This is a genomic window from Mycobacterium sp. SMC-19 (genome assembly GCF_045310815.1).
Classification (GTDB): domain Bacteria; phylum Actinomycetota; class Actinomycetes; order Mycobacteriales; family Mycobacteriaceae; genus Mycobacterium.
Window position 1 is genome coordinate 232034 of the sequence record NZ_JBJIAM010000003.1, and the last position, 16650, is coordinate 248683.

Below are 16650 nucleotides of genomic sequence, written 5' to 3' on the forward strand. Positions count from 1 at the left end.
AAGCGGGTCGCCGTGTGGCGGCTCAGTCGGCGTCGTGTTGTTCGCGCACGCCGGCGCTGATCGCCCGGATCAGCCGATCGATCTGTTCGGCACTTCGATCGGCATCCTGGCCCTGACGGGTCTCCACCATGGCGTTGACGAAGACCCACGGCGCGGTTCCGGCCAGCACTACCATCGTCGCCAGCCCCAGGGTGCCCGAGACGCGACCGTCGCCGTCATCGGCCAGCTCCGACATGGCACTCAGATCGGTGAGGTCGCTCTTCCTGCGCGCTGCCATGGTCGCAGTCTGATTTTGCTCAGCGGAGTCGTCGACGTGTTTTGCGGGGGTCAGTCGACCGGGTCAGTTGCGTCCGAAGCCGTGCGCGCAGAAGTCCCAGACTTCCTCGGCGGTCAGCGGGTTGACCGCCGGATCGGCTGAGGCCGGGCTGGATTGGGCGTTGAACATGACCGTCTGCATGATCATGGCCGCCACCCGCCGGGGGTTGGCGCCGGTGCGCAGCCGGCCGGCGTCGGCGGCTTGTTCGGTCAGCTCGGCGAGCAACTCCAACAGTGGTGTGTGGGCGACCCGGACTTCGACGGGGTGGGTCAGCAACAGGGTCGGGGCGAAGTCGGTGAAGAGCGGCCGTTTGGCGGCCGGGTCCGGGCGGGAAGACTCGAACAACAACTCAACGGCGACCTTGAGCCGCTCCAGTGGATCGGACTGATTGGCCGTGGCGGCGCGGATCTGATCGGCGGCGCGGCTCAGGGCGTCTTCGAAGAGCGCCAGCAGCAGCTCGTGCTTGCCGTCGAACTGGAGGTAGAAGCTGCGCAGGGACTGGCGCGAGCGGTCCACGACCTCTTGGACGGTGAAGTCAGTGCTGCCCTTTTCGATGATGATCGACTGCGCGGCATCCAGAAACCGCTGGACGCGTTGCGCCGCGCGGATCTTCGCCGTCTTGATTGAGCGTTCGACCGCGCGCTGCTTCCAGGCGGGTTCTTCGCTCGGATTGGTCACCGGCGTTCCGGACGCTGCGGTGGCCGAGACATGGCGCAACTGTACTGGACGTAAAGGCGCCGGTGGTACGGCACACCGGCGTGGGGGCGACGATTCAGAGATCGTAACTTCTCCATTCGAGAATGATATTCTCATCTCCGCGTCTAGGGAAGCGGACGAGCAAGATCGCCAGCCGCGTTCGAAACGGGTATCCCGGGGGCGCCCGAGCCGAGGAGTTCGCCCATGCAGCTGACCTTTGATCCTGAAGTCGAGAACTTCCGGGCCGAGTTCTCGGCGTTCCTGGACGAGCATCTGCCCACCGGCGCCGAGGCGTTGGAACGGTCGCATTCGTGCTCGGACGTGCCGGACTGGGCCCGCCGCTGGCAGCGACTGTTGTTCGACAACGGCTGGCTGCTGCCCGCGAATCCGCCCGAATTCGGCGGCCGCAACGCGACGATTCTGCAGCAGTACGTGCACTCCGAAGAACTGTCCCGCCGGCGCATCTACCCCAGTTTCAACCCGCAAGGGGTCGGCATCATCGCCGCGTCGTTGTTGTCGTTCGGCACCGAGGAGCAGAAACATCGGTGGGCGGTACCGATTCTGCGGGCCGAGATCACCGCGTCGCTGGGGATGAGCGAGCCTGGTGCCGGATCGGACCTGGCCGGCCTGCAGACCCGGGCGGTGCTCGATGGCGACCATTTCGTGGTCAATGGACAGAAGGTCTGGACCTCCGGCGCCCACGATGCCGATGTGCTGCTGACGTTTGTGCGCACCGATCCGGATGCGCCTAAACATAAGGGCATCAGTGTGCTGCTGATCCCCACCGACACCGAAGGCGTTGTGCGACGGCCCTTTGCGTCGGCCTGCGCGCACAACGACATCGACTTCAACGAGGTGTTCTTCACCGACGTCCAGGTGCCCGCCGAGAACTTGGTGGGGCCGCTCAACGGCGGTTGGGGAGTGGCCAACGGCTCACTCGGGCACGAACGCACGCTGCTGTGGATGAGCTTCGCCGACCGGCTGCGCGATCTGATCCATGACTTCCGTCCCGCCGGTGCGCTGGACCGCGACCGCTTCGCCACGCTGCTGATGGACAACGAGGCGCTGCGGTTGCTCGGCTCGGTAGCGCTGGCGCAGGCCGCGCGCGGTGAGCAGGACGTGCCCGCCCTGTCGGTGCTCAAGCTGCTGGGTTCAGAAGCCGTGCAGAACGCCGCGGAACACGCGCTCGACAACGCGGGTGCCGCCGGCCTGACCCACCCCGCCAGCTCCGGTACTTATATGCCGCTCAACGAGGATCACGCCTCCGGCAGCTGGTTCGACCGATACCTGCGCAGCTTCTCGGGAACTATTGCGGGCGGCACCTCGGAGATCCAGCGCAACATCATCGCGCAACGGGTGCTCGGCCTACCGCGGGGATAGCCCAACTGCCTCGCTACCTCGCGAGTGGGAATTCAGCGACGCCGCAACGGCGTGTCACGTCGCATGATTCCCACTCGCCGAATGTCAGAGTTCGACCATGCGGGGCGCCGAGCCGCGGGCCCGCAGGCCGCCGCCGACCTGGCGGGTCAATTCACGGGCATTGCCGAGCAACCCGTCGAGCACCAGTACCCGCTCGATATGGCGGTGCAGATCGTGTTCCTCGGTGAAACCGACGCCGGCGAGCACCTGCTGGCAGTGCTTGGCTGCGGTCAGTGCGGCCTTGCCCGCGGCGGCCTTAGCCAGCATGGCGGTCAGATCCGGGCTGTCGATGACAGGCACGGTCAGGGTGGCCTCGGCGCCCTCGATGGCGACAAGGGTTTCGGCGAGCCGATGCCGAATGGCCTGGAAGGAGGCGATCGGTTTGCCGAACTGCATCCGGTCCAGGGCATGCCGGCGGGCCAGGGCCAGCATTGCCCGCGCCGAACCGACCAGCCACCATCCCAACGCGCGGCGCGCCTCACCCAGGCGCATGAGTTCCCCGCCGGGTACTTCCAGCAGTGGCAGCCCGCCGAGGACGGGATTGCCGTCGCGTTCGCTGCGCTCCCAGATCACCCAGCGGCCACCGGCATAGGGCATCGGGGGAGTACCGCCGGGCAGGCCGCCGATGGTCTCCAGGATCACGTCGTTGATCACCGAGGCGTGCGCCCCGGTCTCTCCGAGCAACCGGAACACCAGTGGGATCGCCAAATCCGGTTCTTCGGAAAGCATTTCCGCCCAACCGAGTTCGGCCAGGGATCGGTCCAGCGCAGCGCCGGACGAAGAGGTCATGGTCTTGCGCAGTGCGTCTTCCAGCAGGACGAGCGAGGCGGCGTCCATTCCGGTGGTCATCGTCACTCCTTCGGCAGATCGAGCAGTCGACGGGCGATGATGTTGCGCTGAACCTCGGCGGTGCCGCCGTAGATGGTGGCCGCTCGGGAGTACAGGTACTCCGCGCGCCACTCGCCCTCGTCCAGTTCGACGACGCCCGCCAGCAGGTCGCGTGCGGTGTCGTAGAGCAATTGTTCGGCGGTGGCCAGCAGCACCTTGTCGATGGAGGTGTCCGGGCCCAGCCGATGGCCGTCGGCCAGCCGGTGCTGGGTGGCACGGGAGCGGCAACGCAGGGTATGCAACGCCAGATACACCGCCCCCAGGTCATTGTCGACCGCGGCGCCCTGCCGCTTCACCTCGGCAATCAGCGCATCGAAGCGCGAGTACAGGTAGGCGATGCGCTGCCAGAAACAGGTGGAGCGCTCATAGGGCAGCAGATCCATGGCCAGCTGCCAGCCGTCGCCGGGCTTGCCGAGCATGCGCGAGCCGTCGACGACGACATCATCGAAGTACACCTCGCAGAACTCGTCGACGCCGTGCATGGTGCGCAGCGGGCGCACCTCGATACCGGGGGTGTCCATGTCGACGAAGAACGCGGTGATCGCCTGGTGATTCGGCGTATCGGCGTTCCCGGTGCGAGTGAGCAGGATGCAGCGCTGCGAATACTGGGCGAAGCTGGTCCAGACCTTCTGGCCATTGATCACCCACTGGTCACCGCGCGAGGTGGCGCGGGTGCTCAGCGATGCCAGATCGCTTCCGGAACCTGGTTCGGAAAAGCCTTGGCACCACTGTTCCTTGCCGCTGAGCAGCTTGGGGACCATCTCAGCGGCCAGCTCGGGGGTGGCGTAGTCGATCATCGTCGGTGCCAGCACCTCGAGCATGGAGTAGGGGCCCGGTTCCACCAGGCGCCGCCCGACCACCTCTTCGCCCACGATGGCACGCAGCATGGCCGGGCCGCCGAGGCCGCCGGCGTGCTCGGGCCAGCCGTAGCGACTCCATCCGGCTTCGTAGAGAGACTGCTGCACCCGGGCGAACTGATGCAGGTGTGCCTTCAGGCAATGTTCGGCAGACGGTGTCAGATCGTTGGATTCGAGCCAGGCGCGTAGTTGGGCGCGGAACTCAGCGGGATCGTGCAGTGCACTCATCCGGCTTCGGGCCTGCCGACGGCGTGCGGGCGCCCGGCGTCGTGCGCACCGCTGCGCCGGATGAATGTCATCTTGCGGGTCCGCAGCCGCCAGCCGTCGACAGTGCGCACGTAGGTGTCGTTGTAGTACCCGATCCGCATGTCATGGCTGGCGTGGTCGATGAAGCACAGCGGCTGGGTACCGGTCGCGGTGTCGCCGTCCAACTCGATCGCCGGGGTGCCGGTCATGAACAGGCCCTTGGGCGCTGCATCGACCAGCACCGGAAACCGGTCCAGCGAATAGGTTTCGCCGAACGCACTGTAGGTACCGTCCGGGGTGAACACGGCCACCAGCCCGTCGATATCGCCCTGGGTGATGGTCACGGCGTAGCGGGCCAGTGTCTGTTGGATCTCGACCAGGTCGTCAGTTCTTGTTGACATAAACCTTGCCGCCTTTCATGACGAAGTTCACGTTCTGGGTGACGGTGATGTCGGCCAGCGGATCACCGGGAACTGCAATGACATCGGCCAGCAAACCCTCGGCCAGGCGGCCCCGGTCGGCTGCGTTGATGAGCTCGGCGGCAGTCACCGTCGCCGCCCGCAGCACGGCGGCCGGGGGCATGCCCCAATCCACCAGGGTGACCAGCTCATCGGCATTGCGGCCGTGCGGGATCGCCGGTGCGTCGGTGCCGACGGCGATCTTCACCCCGGCCTCATACGCCGCCTTGATCGAGGTACGGGCCTTGGGGAACATCTCGGCGGCCTTGGCCTGCAGTTCGGCGGGGGCCTTGGATACGTCCATGGCCTCGGCCAACCGCCGTGTGGTGACCAAGAAGCGGTCGTTCGCCACGAGCATCGCGATGGCCTCGTCGTCCATCAGGAAGCCGTGCTCGATGCAGTCGATCCCGCACGCCACCGCGTGTTTGACGGCCTCTGCGCCGTGGGTATGGGCGGCCACCCGCAGCCCCCGCCGGTGTGCCTCGTCGACGATCACGCGCAGTTCTTCGTCCGAATAGTGTTGTGCTCCTGCCTCTCCGGTCAGTGACATGACACCGCCGGAACAGCACACCTTGATCAGCTGCGCGCCGTGCTTGATCTGGTAGCGAACCGCCTTGCGGATCTCGTCGACACCGTTGGCGATGCCTTCCTCGACGGTCAGCTCCAGCACGCCGGGCATGAACGCCGCGAACATGGTCGGATCCAGGTGTCCGCCGGTGGGGGTGATCGCGTGCCCGGCCGGCACCACGCGCGGCCCCTCGATCCACCCGCCGTCGATCGCCTTGGCCAGCGCCACGTCGAGCAGATATCCGCCGGTCTTGACGAACAAGCCGAGGTTGCGCACCGTGGTGAACCCGGCGCGCAGCGTACGCCGGGCATTGCCTACCGCACGTAGCACCCGGGTCGGCGGATCATCCTGTACCTGCGACAGGCCGGGGTTCTCGCCACGGCCGCCCATCAGCAGGTTGACTTCCATGTCCATCAACCCGGGCAGCAGGATCGAGTCGCCGAGGTCGATGACCTCATCGGCCTCGGCACCGCCCGGCGGGCGATCCCCGACCCCGACGATCCGGTCCCCGTCGATGTGCACCACACCGGGCCGGACGATCTCACCGGAATCGGCCTCGAGAAGCCCTGCCGCCCTGAGCGCCAGCACCCCTAGATCACCGGCTCACTCAGCAGTTCCACCCACGCCGCGCCGCTGTCCGGGACTCGCGGCTGTTTCCATGCCTCGATGGGGAACGAAACCATGACGAGGGATTGCATGATGTGCATGAGAGTCTTTGCGTCATCTGGCAAGTCGTCCAGCGGGAACTTGTCGCAGTAAGTCACGACGTCGTCCAGCATCGGGAACGCGACGTCGTAGAACTCCTGCATCTCGGCCATGGATGATCCCAGCCGCTTGGCATAGCGGTCGGGCTCATGAGCCAGATCCCAGCCCAAATGGGGTTCCAGGGCGGCGAATTCAGACGGTAGCGGCACTTTGGTACTCCTTCACGAAGTCGCGGTTCACCTTGTGCAGGTGGCGGATTAGGATCTCTTGGTCGCACAGCAGGAAGTCCTTGACGGCCTTGGTGCCGATCATGGTCTGGGTGGCTTCCAGGGTGTTGGCGTCCTGTAGCGCGTACTCCTTGAAGGTGACGGCGGCCAGCTCCTGGGCCAGGCGTTCGCGCGCGTTCTTCGGCGGCACGAAGTACAGGTTCGCCTCGAAGGTGTGCTTGTCGACGGCGGTCGGCCAGTACTGGTAGGTCAGATACCAGCCTGGCTCCCAGATCAGCAGCATGAAGTTCGGGTAGAAGAGCCACGAGTCGATGCCCCACTGTGGCACTCGCTTGACGTTCACGCCCGGCGGCAGGTCCTTGAGGTTGGCGATGAGCTCCGGCTTGTCCCACGGGCCGAACAGTCCGCTGCGCAGCACCTGGTCCAACGGCTTGACCATAGACATGTCGGGGGGCGGCGCCTGGCCGCCCCAGGTCGACTGCAGGCTGTGCGGGCCGGCCAGCTCGTAGTGCAGCGCCTCGTAGCCGAACTTCTGGATCTTGGCGGCTTCCTCCTTGGTGTACTGCCCCTGGTGCAGGATCGGCGCGTGGTAGAACTCGATGAACGCGTCGATGAAGAGCTTCCAGTTGCTGCCGACTTCGGCGCGGTAGGAGTAGGTCTCGGTCATCTCGCCGAACGGATAGCCCTCGATCCCCTTGGCCAGCGGCCCGAGGTAGTCGGCGAGCGGCCCGGCGTTGTCGTCGAAGTTGACGAAGATAAAGCCTTCCCATACTTCGCAGCGCACGCCTGCCAGGCCGTAGTCGGTCTTGTCGACGTTGAAGAACTCGTCCTCCTGCTGGACGAAGGTAAGGTCGCCATCCAGGCCGTAGCGCCAGGCGTGGTACTTGCAGGTGAATTGCCGGCAGGTACCGGAGGTCTCCTCGTTGGGGAAGTCATTCCACACCAGCTTGTTTCCGCGGTGGCGGCAGATGTTGTGGAAGGCCCGCACGACGCCGTCTTTGCCCTTGACGACGATGATCGAGGTGCCCTTGCACACCGAGGGCAGCTCCCGGGTGAAGTAGCTGCCGGTCTTGGGGAGCCGTTCGACGCGCCCGACGTTGATCCACATGCGCTTGAAGACCGCCTCGCGCTCGGCATCGAAGAATGCCGGGTCGATCGAATCGCTGTAATCGACTGGCTCGGTGCCCAGTTCGGGATAGCTCTGCGTCCAGCTGCCAGCAGCGGGCTTGGGGAAGTGCGCCACGGTACTACCTCTCTGATTCGGATTTTTCGTCAAGTTCAACGCCAAAGGTGTTGAAGGCCATGGCCAACATGGAATAGCAGCCGACCGTGAAGACGAGTTCCATCAGTTGTTGCTCGTCCAGGTGTTTGGCGAGAACCGCCTCGGTGGCGGGGGAGAGCCGGGAGTCCTCTTCGAGTTCGTCGGCCGCGTTCACCACGGCTTGGTACAGATCGTCACGTCCCGCACCGTGCTGCAGGTCTTCGATGTCGGAGTCGGTGAGGCCGGCCTCCTTGCCGATCGTGATGTGGTGCACCCACTCGTATTCGCAGCCGCGGCGGTGGGCAGTTCGCAGGATCGCAAGCTCACGGAGGTTGCCGGGCAGCGATGAGCGGTACAGGAGTTCGACATTGAACTTGAGGAACGCCCGGGCCAGTTTCGGGTGGTGAACCAGCATGGTCATCGCCGAGCCGGCGTCGCGGGAGTTGCGCCGATCCGCGGTCAGCATCTGGGCCAGGGCGCGCTGGACCGCCTCATCGTCCCACTGGGACTCCGGTAGCGGGGTCAGGCGCATCGGTTCCTCCTCGTGGATGAGAATCACATTCTCATATTTGACCAACAGATTTCCATGTTTGGCTCGATTGGTCAACACTTCGCCGTTTGTGCAGGTGGGGCGAGTGGGTGGAACGGTGCTCGGCGCGGCTGGTCGCGCCGCGAACGCCGCGACGTGGGGAGTCCGTGCGAAGGTTGATTCTCCGAAAACGGGAAGATAGTTTTCCAAGGAGACGTCGTTGGGGCGGCCTACCCGCCGCACCCGGAACGGAGGATGGCCGTGAACAAGGACGACATGATTCTGGTCAGCGTCGACGACCACACCGTTGAACCACCGGACATGTTTGCCAACCACCTGCCGCGCAAGTACCTCGATGACGCGCCACGGCTGGTGCACAACCCGGATGGCTCCGATTCGTGGCAGTTCCGTGACGTGGTGATCCCCAACGTCGCGCTCAACGCGGTCGCGGGCCGGCCCAAGGAGGAGTACGGGCTCGAGCCGCAGGGTCTGGACGAGATCCGGCCCGGTTGCTACAACGTCGACGAACGGGTCAAGGACATGAATGCCGGTGGCATTCTGGGCTCGATCTGCTTTCCCTCGTTCCCCGGTTTCGCCGGCCGACTCTTCGCCACCGACGATGCGGATTTTTCGGTGGCGCTGGTGCAGGCCTACAACGACTGGCACATAGACGAATGGTGCGGCGCGTATCCCGGGCGCTTCATCCCGATGGCGATCCCGGTGATCTGGGATGCCCAAAAGTGTGCCGAGGAAGTGCGGCGGGTGTCCAAGAAGGGCGTGCACGCCTTGACGTTCACCGAGAACCCGGCCGCGATGGGCTACCCGAGCTTCCACGACGAGTACTGGAATCCGCTGTGGGAGGCGCTGTGTGACACCGACACGGTACTGAATGTGCACATCGGGTCATCCGGCAAGCTGGCCATCACCGCACCCGATGCGCCGATGGACGTAATGATCACCCTGCAGCCGATGAATATCGTCCAAGCCGCCGCGGATCTGTTGTGGTCCAAGCCGATCAAGCAGTATCCGGACCTCAAGATCGCCCTGTCCGAAGGTGGCACCGGGTGGATCCCGTACTTCCTGGAGCGCGTGGACCGCACCTACGAGATGCATTCGACCTGGACCGGTCAGGACTTCGGCGGGAAGGTGCCTTCCGAGGTGTTCCGGGAGCACTTCCTGACCTGTTTCATCTCCGATCCGGTGGGTGTTGCACTGCGCCATTTGATCGGCATCGACAACATCGCCTGGGAGGCCGACTACCCGCACAGCGACTCGATGTGGCCCGGAGCGCCCGAAGAGTTGTGGGATGTGTTGACCGCCAACAACGTGTCCGATGACGACATCAACAAGATGACCCACCAGAACGCCATGCGCTGGTACTCCTTCGACCCGTTCTCGCACATTCCCCGCGAGCAGGCCACCGTCGGCGCTCTGCGAAAGGCTGCCGAGGGGCACGACGTCGAGATCCGTGCACTCAGCCACCACAAGGACGGCGATCGACAGGCGAATGCGTTGATGGAAGCCGCGCGGTCGAATAGCTGAGCCGGGCTCGCCGGCTCGGTCAACATTGACGGCACCGTCGGCGTATGAAATTCTGTTCACCGGTTACGAGAATGGGATTCTCGATTGTGAGAGGGAGCGGAACGGCTCGATGGATCCAGACGCGATCGATTTCTTCACCGACCAAGCGGTGGTCGGCGACCCGTACCCCTATCTGCGCGCACTGCGGGAGCGGTCGCCGGTCACCCGCGAACCGCACCACGGCGTGACGATGGTGACCGGCTGGGACGAAGCGTGCGCGGTGGCCGGCAATGCCGAGGTGTTCTCCTCGTGTATCGCGGTGACCGGCCCGTTCCCCGGCTTCCCGGTCCCGCTCGACGGTGACCTGGGGGGCGAGACCGTCGCGGGCCTGATCGACAAGCACCGCGACGAACTGCCGTTCAGTGACCAACTGCCGACCCTGGACCCCCCGACGCATACCAACCACCGTGCGTTGCTGATGCGACTGCTCACCCCCAAGCGCCTCAAGGAGAACGAGGACGCCATGTGGGAGCTCGCCGATGCGGTACTCGACGATTTCCTGGCGCCCGGCGCCGGTGAATTCATCGGCGGGTTCGCGGCTCCGTTCACCCTGCTGGTCATCGCGGACCTGCTCGGTGTCCCGGATGAAGATCGTGATGACTTCGTCAAGAACATTCAGCGCAACGCCGGGGGTGGGATCGGCAGCACCGATGCCAAGGCGCTGGCCCACAGCCCGTTGGAGTTCCTCTACGCCACCTTCGCCGGCTATATCGCCGACCGACGCAGTGCGCCGCGTGAGGACGTGCTGACCGGCATGGCGGAGGCGACGTTCCCGGACGGTTCCATTCCGGACCCGATGGACGTGGCCAAGGTGGCCGCCAACGTCTACTCGGCTGGCCAGGAAACCACGGTACGACTGCTCGGCTCGGCGCTGAAGATCATCGGTGAGCGGCAGGACATCCAGCAGCGTCTCCGTGACGACCGCAGCCTCATCCCGAACTTCATCGAGGAGGTGTTGCGCTTCGAGAGTCCGGTCAAGGGCGACTTCCGCCTCTCCCGGGTGGACTCCGAAATCGGCGGGGTTCACGTCCCAGCCGGCACAACGCTGATGGTGCTGGCCGCCGCGGCGAACCGGGATCCGCGCCGGTTCGCCGACCCGGACACCTTCGATCCGGCCCGCTCGAATGCCCGTCAGCACATCACCTTCGGGCGCGGCATCCACAGCTGCCCCGGCTCGCCACTGGCCCGCGCCGAAACCCGCATCGCCATCGAGCGGCTGCTGGACCGCACCACCGACATCAGGATCTCCGACGAGCTGCACGGTCCTGACGGCGGGCGTCAGTTCCGCTACATCCCGACCTACATCCTGCGGGGCTTGATCCAACTGAATCTGGAGTTCACCCCGGCCGTCGAACGGGCCGCGCGATGAAGGCCTGGGTCGACCCGGATCGCTGTGCCGGACACGGTATCTGCACCACGATCTGTCCCGAGGTGTTCGCCATCAACGATGACGGATACTCCGAGGTCACCGTCGACGAGGTACCGGCCCAGTTCGAAGGCGCGGTTCGCGATGCCATCAAACAGTGCCCGGAACGTGCCATCGACGACGTCACCGACGATTCATCCACGAAGGAGAGCTAATGGCGAACGCGCCCAAGGGATATGTCATCTTGACCGAGGCCATCAAGGACCCCGCGGGCATGGTCGCCTACGGCAAGGCGGCAGGGCCGACGATGGCCAACGCCACGATCCTGGCTGTCGAGACGCAACATGAGGTGCTGGAAGGCGACTGGCACGGAAACCAAACCGTCGTATTGGAATTCGAATCCGTCGATGCGGCTCGAGCCTGGTACCACTCCGAGGGCTACCAGGAGGCGGTGAAGCTGCGGCAAGCCGCGGCCGAGTGCAACGCGGTGATCCTGTCCGGATTCCCGGCGCGCTCCTGATCCCGGGCCCGCTATGCGGCGGGAAAGCTCGTGCCCAGTGTGAATATGACGACGGGACACCGGCGTGTCGCGTCGTCATATTCACACTCGCGGCGAGGCCGCCTAGTCCGCGGCGTCGACGATCGCCAGCGCTTGACGTGGGCAGCGGCGGACCGCCTCGGCGACATCGCGTTCGGTCTCGGCGGTGATGTCGGGCTTGAGAATGAAGAGGTTGTCGTCGTCGTCGACGTGAAACACCTCCGGGTTGATGCCCATGCAGATCGCATTGGATTCGCACAGCCCGTAGTCGACCACTACCTGTCGCCGCGACATCGGCACCCCTAACGCAACACGCGGACTGGGACGTTCTTCCATCCCGAGACGTTCTGCATGTGAACTCGTTGCAGGCCAGACCAATCCACTTCGTAGCGAGGCATGAATTCCAACAGTCGTTCCAAGGCGATAACGCTTTCCATCCGGGCCAGCGCCGCCCCCAGGCAGCTGTGAATCCCATACCCCAGTCCGAGGTGCTGCGCCTGCGTCTGGTCCCGGTCGATGTCGAAGCTGTCGGGATCGGTGAAGGCTTCGGGATCCCGGTTGGCGGCCGCGGCGATCAGGAACACCGGCTTGCCGGCCGGAATGGTGCCGCCGGCGACGTGGGCTTCCTTGAGGGTGTAGCGGACGTTGTACTGCACCGGGCCCTCGTAGCGCAGCAGTTCCTCGACCGCGGCGGGAACCTTGCTGGGATCGTCGAGCAGCTTTTGCCACTGGTCGGGCTGGCTGGCGAAGATCACCGCGGCGTTGCCGACCAGTTTGGTGACGGTTTCCGCGCCGGCGGCCCCGAGCAGCGAGGCGAAGCCGGTGATCTCGATATCGTCGAGGCGTCGCATCTGGCCGTTCTCGCCGGGCATTTCGGCGGCGATCAGCCTGCTGATCATGTCGTCCTGCGGGTCGACGCGCCGTTCCTGGATCAGGCCGTAGTAGTAGGTCGCGGTCTCGATGGTGGCCTGCATGCCGGCCTCGCTGATCTCGATCTGTCCCGGTTCGCGGTGCAGCGAGGTGTCGATCCAGTGCCGTACCTGCTGGCGGTACTCGTCGGGTACCCCTGCCATCCGCGTGATGACCTCCACCGGAAACGGCCCGGAGAAGTCCTGCACCACGTCGAAACCGTCGGGGTCGACGTTGCCCAGGAACCGCTCGACCTGCTCGATGACGGTGTCGCGCTGGGCTTGGATCGCGCGCGGGGTGAAGGCCTTGTTGAGCAGGCTGCGCATGTGCCGATGATCGGGTGGGTCCATGAAGATGATCATCTTCTGCGGCGCCTCACCGGAGCGCACCATCGCGAGGTCGCAGCCGCGAGCCGAAGAGTAGGTTTCGAAGTCCTTGAACGCCGCCGACACATCCTCGTGGCGGGTCAGGGCGTAGAAATCCTCTTCGGCGTTGTAGTACAGGGGCGCTTCCTCGCGCATTCGCCGATAGATGTCGAATGGGTTGTCGTAATACTCTTCGGAGAACGGGTCGAAGACGACTTCTGCCTTGGTCATCGAACCTCCTCAGGGCGCCGGACGGTAGGGGAAGCCGACGCTGGGACGGTGGACTATAACCGCTACTGTAAGACAAACGGCAGCGACTCGGAAGGGGGCGCCGCGCACCGGCGTCACCGGGGGTGGTCCATCAGCGACAGCGCCGCGTCGGCGGCGTCGAGCACCGCGCCGGGATCCGCCCCCGCTCGCTGCGCCAGGTCGGACACCAGCCGGACATCCTTTTGCAGCAAGGACCCTGCCAGGCCGGCCAGCCTGTCCAGGGTGCCGCCGGAACCCCGGATGCTGTTCAGCGCGAAGCTGTTCGCGCTGCCCCGTGACACCACCTCGGCGAGCCGGTCGGTGGCGACGCCCAACTGCTTGCCCAGGGCCAACGCGGTGGCCGCCGTCCCGAGGTTGGCGGTGAACAGCAGATTGTTGAGCAATTTGGTCACCTGGCCGGAGCCGAGGTCGCCCAGGTGCACTACCGGGTCGGCATAGGTCTCGAAGACCGGCCGGCAGCGCTCCACGACGTCGGCCTGGCCCCCGGCCATCACCAGCAGCGTGCCGGCCGCGGCGGCCGGACCGCCACCGCTCACCGGAGCATCGATCACCGAAACCTGCTGTTCGGCACAGTGTTGTGCCAACCGGCGACAGGTGTCGGGATGGACCGTGCTGTGAATCGCGATGATCCCGCCGGGCTGCAAGCCGGCCAGCACACCGTTGTCTCCCCGGACCACTTCATCGACGTCGGCGTCACCGACCACGCACAGGCAGACCAGGTCGCTCTGGCCGGCCAGCTTCGCGGGGGAGTCGGCGATGCGTGCCTCGGTGTCGGAGAAGGGCTCCAGCGTGCCGTCCCGTCGCGCCCACAATGTGGTGGCGTACCCGCCCTCGACGATGCGTCGCGCCATCGGCGCACCCTGGCTGCCCAAACCGATGAATCCGACGCGCATCAGCTGACCTCCGAGTCCCGCGCGACGACAGCAGCCGCGCAATCATTGACGAATGACAGCACCGAGCGGTGATATTCCGCTGCGCTGAAGCCGAGGCTGAGATTGTGGCCCGCCTCGGACTGGTGGTTGCTCGTGAAACTGTCGGCGGCGACGAAGATGTCGCGGATCTCGCGCTGCGCATCCGGGCCGGATTCCCAGACCTTCTCGTGTTCGGCGAAGGTGAAGCGCACCGGCACCCGAATCTGTCCGGCCAGCGACGGAAAGTCCCGCCGCGGCCAACTGGCGACCATGTCGGCTTCATAGGGTGCGCCCGACGATGCGTTGGTGATCCCGCGCAGCACCGCCTCCGGATACAGCGAGGCGGGCTCCCAGAGCAGTTCGCGCAGGCCGGTTGGCCGCTGGCCGGGTCCGGCCGAGCCCAGTGCGGTGCGCGCGGCGTCTTGGTAGTGCAGTCCAGTTCCGGCCAGTTCCAGGCCGAGCAGCTGCGCGCCGCGATCGGCCGCGGCCATCCGCACCGCCAGCTCGCAACCGTTGGAGTGACCCAGCAGGAACAGTCCGGCGCCGCGCGACCGGTCACCGAGGATCCGGTCGACGGCCAGGTAGGCCAGTCGGACGCGTTGCTCGGGCTCGGTCATCGCCTCCGGATACAGGGCCGAACTGCCGTAGCCCGGACGATCCAGCGCGATCACGGTGTAGCCCAGCGCCGCACCGCTTCTCAACAGCGACAGAGCGGGCTGTCCGGGGCAGTCGAAATAGATCGACGTGGTTCCACCGCCGTGCAACGCGATGACCACCGCATGTGGATTGGGAACCTCGGCGACCAGCGCCGACATCGGCACCCCGTCGGCGCTGACCATCCGCGGGCCAACCGTGGTGCTCATGAGCCGGTCCTCACGAGTCGGTCCGCAGCAATATGACCCCGCTCGGCGTCAGCCCACCGCTACTCGCCACGGCGACCCGGGCGTCGGGTACCTGGCGGTCACCGGCCTCACCGCGCAACTGGGTGACGGCTTCGTGGATCAGTCCCATCCCATGTGTGCGGCCGTGCGAGAGCTGACCGCCGTGGGTGTTCAGTGGCAGCACCCCGTCGCGCGCGATGTTGACGCCCCCGTCCAGGAAGCTCTTCGCCTCACCGATGCCGCAAAAGCCCAGCGCCTCAATCCAAGACAGGCAGTTGAAGGTGAACCCGTCGTAGAGTTCGGCGACGTCGACATCCGCCGGTCGCAACGACGTCCGCGACCACAGATGCGCGGCCTGGCCCAGCACCTGCGGTTCGTGGGTCAGCGTGCTCTGGTCCCAGTCGATGCGCTCGATGATCTGGGTGCCGACCGCCTCGACTCGGATCGGTGGCTTGGCCAGGTCGCGTGCCGCATCGACGGCCGACACGATCACCGCGACCGCGCCATCGCACGGGACGTCGCAGTCGTAGAGGCCGAACGGCGTGGTGATCATCCGAGCGGACAGATAGTCGTCCATGCTCATCGGGTCGCGGTAGATCGCCGTCGGGTTCAGCTGGGCATTGGCCCGCTGGTTCAACGCGATCCAGCCCAAGGTTTCCCGGGTGGTGCCGTAGCGGTGGAAGTGCCGCTGGGCGTTCTGTGCCAGCGTGTGCGCGGCCGAGGTGGCCCCGAACGGCATCTGCCAGCTGGTGGTCCGCCCGCCCTGCGGCCGGATCTTGCCCTGCTTCATCAGCTCGTTGTGGGTGGCCTCCCACAGGGTACGGAAGCACAGCACGTGGCGTGCCAGGCCGCCGGCGACCGCCAACATGGCCGCGATCACCGATCCGCCCGGGCCGAAGGTCTCCATCCCGCCGTTGTGCCACGTCGGGCGGATGCCCAGCGCCGACTCCAGTGCCGTCACGCCGCCCTCGGTGAATGGGCCCAGCATGCCGGGCCCGGGATAGGTGGACAGGCCGTCGATCTCATCCAGGCACAGCCCGGCATCGGCGATGGCCTCCTGACCGGCCTGCACAGTCAGCGACAGCGCGGGTCTCATCAACCGGCGGCCCAGGTCGGACATGCCGATGCCGGTTATCGCGACCGCGTCTTCGAACTTGTGGTCAGAGACCATCGGTCGGACGTGCCGCCCGAAGTCCTGCGGGGCGATCTCGTCGTCGGGAAGGGGCGCGATTTCACCGGTGTCGCTGACCGGACGGAACAGCGGCAGCCATACGTCTTCGTGCTGTTCGAACACCACTTCCAGTTGCCGGCCGAGCTCGAGTTGATCCGGCTCGCAGTCGATGATGTTGGTGGTCAGCCGAATTCGCGGGTCCTCGCTGATAGCGGCCTGGGCCACCACGTACGGAGCCGGCAGCCCGGGCAGGCTGAATCGGTGGTTGACGGTGAACCCCGCAAGCGTGGCCCGCCCGGACACCTCGCGCACACCCATGTTCGTGCTGCGGCAGTAGCGGCATACCGGCTGTGGCGGATGTATCAGCGAGGCACAGTCGCGGCATTCCTGCAGCCGTAGCACGCCGTCAGCGCCGGCGGTCCAAAAGAATTCGTTCTCGGGGGTGACCGCGGGGAGGGGGCGCCCAGGCGCGCTCATGCGTCGTCCTC

The 16650-nt window shown here is 65.8% G+C and carries 19 protein-coding genes; 5 read left to right on the forward strand and 14 right to left on the reverse strand.

Going from position 1 to position 16650, the window contains the following annotated elements:
* Nucleotides 1-22 precede the first annotated feature (22 nt).
* Together ACJH5R_RS08605 and ACJH5R_RS08610 are read right to left on the reverse strand one after the other, a co-directional pair.
* Complete coding sequence (locus tag ACJH5R_RS08605) at nucleotides 23-277, reverse strand: hypothetical protein (protein ID WP_406781764.1); 255 nt, start codon at nucleotides 275-277, stop codon at nucleotides 23-25.
* 63 nt (nucleotides 278-340) lie between these two features.
* Nucleotides 341-994 (reverse strand): TetR/AcrR family transcriptional regulator, encoded by a 654-nt coding sequence (locus tag ACJH5R_RS08610; RefSeq protein WP_406781765.1) that lies wholly within the window; start codon nucleotides 992-994, stop codon nucleotides 341-343.
* A 222-nt stretch (nucleotides 995-1216) separates the two neighbouring features.
* Between ACJH5R_RS08610 and ACJH5R_RS08615 the strand changes: the two genes are divergently transcribed.
* Nucleotides 1217-2392: an acyl-CoA dehydrogenase family protein gene (locus ACJH5R_RS08615; protein WP_406781766.1), complete on the forward strand. Its 1176-nt coding sequence runs from the start codon at nucleotides 1217-1219 to the stop codon at nucleotides 2390-2392.
* 84 nt (nucleotides 2393-2476) lie between these two features.
* Here the strand turns inward: ACJH5R_RS08615 and ACJH5R_RS08620 are convergent, their stop codons facing one another.
* From ACJH5R_RS08620 to ACJH5R_RS08650, 7 genes are read right to left on the reverse strand one after another with little or no spacing between them, the layout of a single operon-like run.
* A complete protein-coding gene (locus ACJH5R_RS08620; protein WP_406757893.1) occupies nucleotides 2477-3280 on the reverse strand; it encodes an acyl-CoA dehydrogenase family protein in 804 nt (267 codons plus the stop codon).
* A gap of 2 nt (nucleotides 3281-3282) precedes the next feature.
* Nucleotides 3283-4404 carry an acyl-CoA dehydrogenase family protein gene (locus tag ACJH5R_RS08625; protein ID WP_406757892.1) on the reverse strand — a complete coding sequence of 374 codons (1122 nt, stop codon included), beginning with the start codon at nucleotides 4402-4404 and terminating at the stop codon, nucleotides 3283-3285.
* Complete coding sequence (locus tag ACJH5R_RS08630) at nucleotides 4401-4823, reverse strand: nuclear transport factor 2 family protein (protein WP_406757891.1); 423 nt, start codon at nucleotides 4821-4823, stop codon at nucleotides 4401-4403. Before ACJH5R_RS08630 ends, ACJH5R_RS08625 begins: the two co-directional genes overlap by 4 nt.
* Complete coding sequence (locus ACJH5R_RS08635) at nucleotides 4807-6036, reverse strand: amidohydrolase family protein (protein WP_406757890.1); 1230 nt, start codon at nucleotides 6034-6036, stop codon at nucleotides 4807-4809. Before ACJH5R_RS08635 ends, ACJH5R_RS08630 begins: the two co-directional genes overlap by 17 nt.
* 2 nt (nucleotides 6037-6038) lie before the next feature.
* Complete coding sequence (locus ACJH5R_RS08640; RefSeq protein WP_406757889.1) at nucleotides 6039-6362, reverse strand: hypothetical protein; 324 nt, start codon at nucleotides 6360-6362, stop codon at nucleotides 6039-6041.
* A complete protein-coding gene (locus tag ACJH5R_RS08645) occupies nucleotides 6346-7623 on the reverse strand; it encodes an SRPBCC family protein (RefSeq protein WP_406757888.1) in 1278 nt (425 codons plus the stop codon). Before ACJH5R_RS08645 ends, ACJH5R_RS08640 begins: the two co-directional genes overlap by 17 nt.
* 4 nt (nucleotides 7624-7627) lie before the next feature.
* Entirely contained in the window at nucleotides 7628-8173 is a 546-nt protein-coding gene (locus tag ACJH5R_RS08650) for a carboxymuconolactone decarboxylase family protein (RefSeq protein WP_406757933.1), read from the reverse strand.
* A 258-nt stretch (nucleotides 8174-8431) separates the two neighbouring features.
* On the opposite strand from ACJH5R_RS08650, the gene ACJH5R_RS08655 reads away from it, so the two are divergent.
* From ACJH5R_RS08655 to ACJH5R_RS08670, 4 genes are all read left to right on the forward strand, one after another.
* Entirely contained in the window at nucleotides 8432-9712 is a 1281-nt protein-coding gene (locus ACJH5R_RS08655) for an amidohydrolase family protein (RefSeq protein ID WP_406781767.1), read from the forward strand.
* A 109-nt stretch (nucleotides 9713-9821) separates the two neighbouring features.
* Nucleotides 9822-11120, forward strand: a complete 1299-nt coding sequence (locus tag ACJH5R_RS08660) for a cytochrome P450 (RefSeq protein WP_406781768.1) — start codon at nucleotides 9822-9824, stop codon at nucleotides 11118-11120.
* Nucleotides 11117-11332 (forward strand): ferredoxin, encoded by a 216-nt coding sequence (locus ACJH5R_RS08665; protein ID WP_406757885.1) that lies wholly within the window; start codon nucleotides 11117-11119, stop codon nucleotides 11330-11332. Before ACJH5R_RS08660 ends, ACJH5R_RS08665 begins: the two co-directional genes overlap by 4 nt.
* Entirely contained in the window at nucleotides 11332-11637 is a 306-nt protein-coding gene (locus ACJH5R_RS08670) for a DUF1330 domain-containing protein (RefSeq protein ID WP_406757884.1), read from the forward strand. Before ACJH5R_RS08665 ends, ACJH5R_RS08670 begins: the two co-directional genes overlap by 1 nt.
* Nucleotides 11638-11739: 102 nt before the next feature.
* On the opposite strand, the gene ACJH5R_RS08675 is transcribed toward ACJH5R_RS08670, so the two are convergent.
* From ACJH5R_RS08675 to ACJH5R_RS08695, 5 genes are all read right to left on the reverse strand, one after another.
* Entirely contained in the window at nucleotides 11740-11949 is a 210-nt protein-coding gene (locus ACJH5R_RS08675) for a ferredoxin (RefSeq protein WP_406757883.1), read from the reverse strand.
* Between the two features lie 8 nt (nucleotides 11950-11957).
* Complete coding sequence (locus ACJH5R_RS08680) at nucleotides 11958-13160, reverse strand: cytochrome P450 (protein ID WP_406757882.1); 1203 nt, start codon at nucleotides 13158-13160, stop codon at nucleotides 11958-11960.
* A gap of 113 nt (nucleotides 13161-13273) precedes the next feature.
* A complete protein-coding gene (locus ACJH5R_RS08685; protein ID WP_406757881.1) occupies nucleotides 13274-14092 on the reverse strand; it encodes an NAD(P)-dependent oxidoreductase in 819 nt (272 codons plus the stop codon).
* Nucleotides 14092-14973 carry an alpha/beta hydrolase gene (locus tag ACJH5R_RS08690; RefSeq protein WP_406781769.1) on the reverse strand — a complete coding sequence of 294 codons (882 nt, stop codon included), beginning with the start codon at nucleotides 14971-14973 and terminating at the stop codon, nucleotides 14092-14094. The genes ACJH5R_RS08685 and ACJH5R_RS08690 overlap by 1 nt, the downstream gene beginning before the upstream one ends.
* A 10-nt stretch (nucleotides 14974-14983) precedes the next feature.
* Nucleotides 14984-16639, reverse strand: a complete 1656-nt coding sequence (locus ACJH5R_RS08695) for a thiolase C-terminal domain-containing protein (protein ID WP_406781770.1) — start codon at nucleotides 16637-16639, stop codon at nucleotides 14984-14986.
* Nucleotides 16640-16650 lie beyond the last annotated feature (11 nt).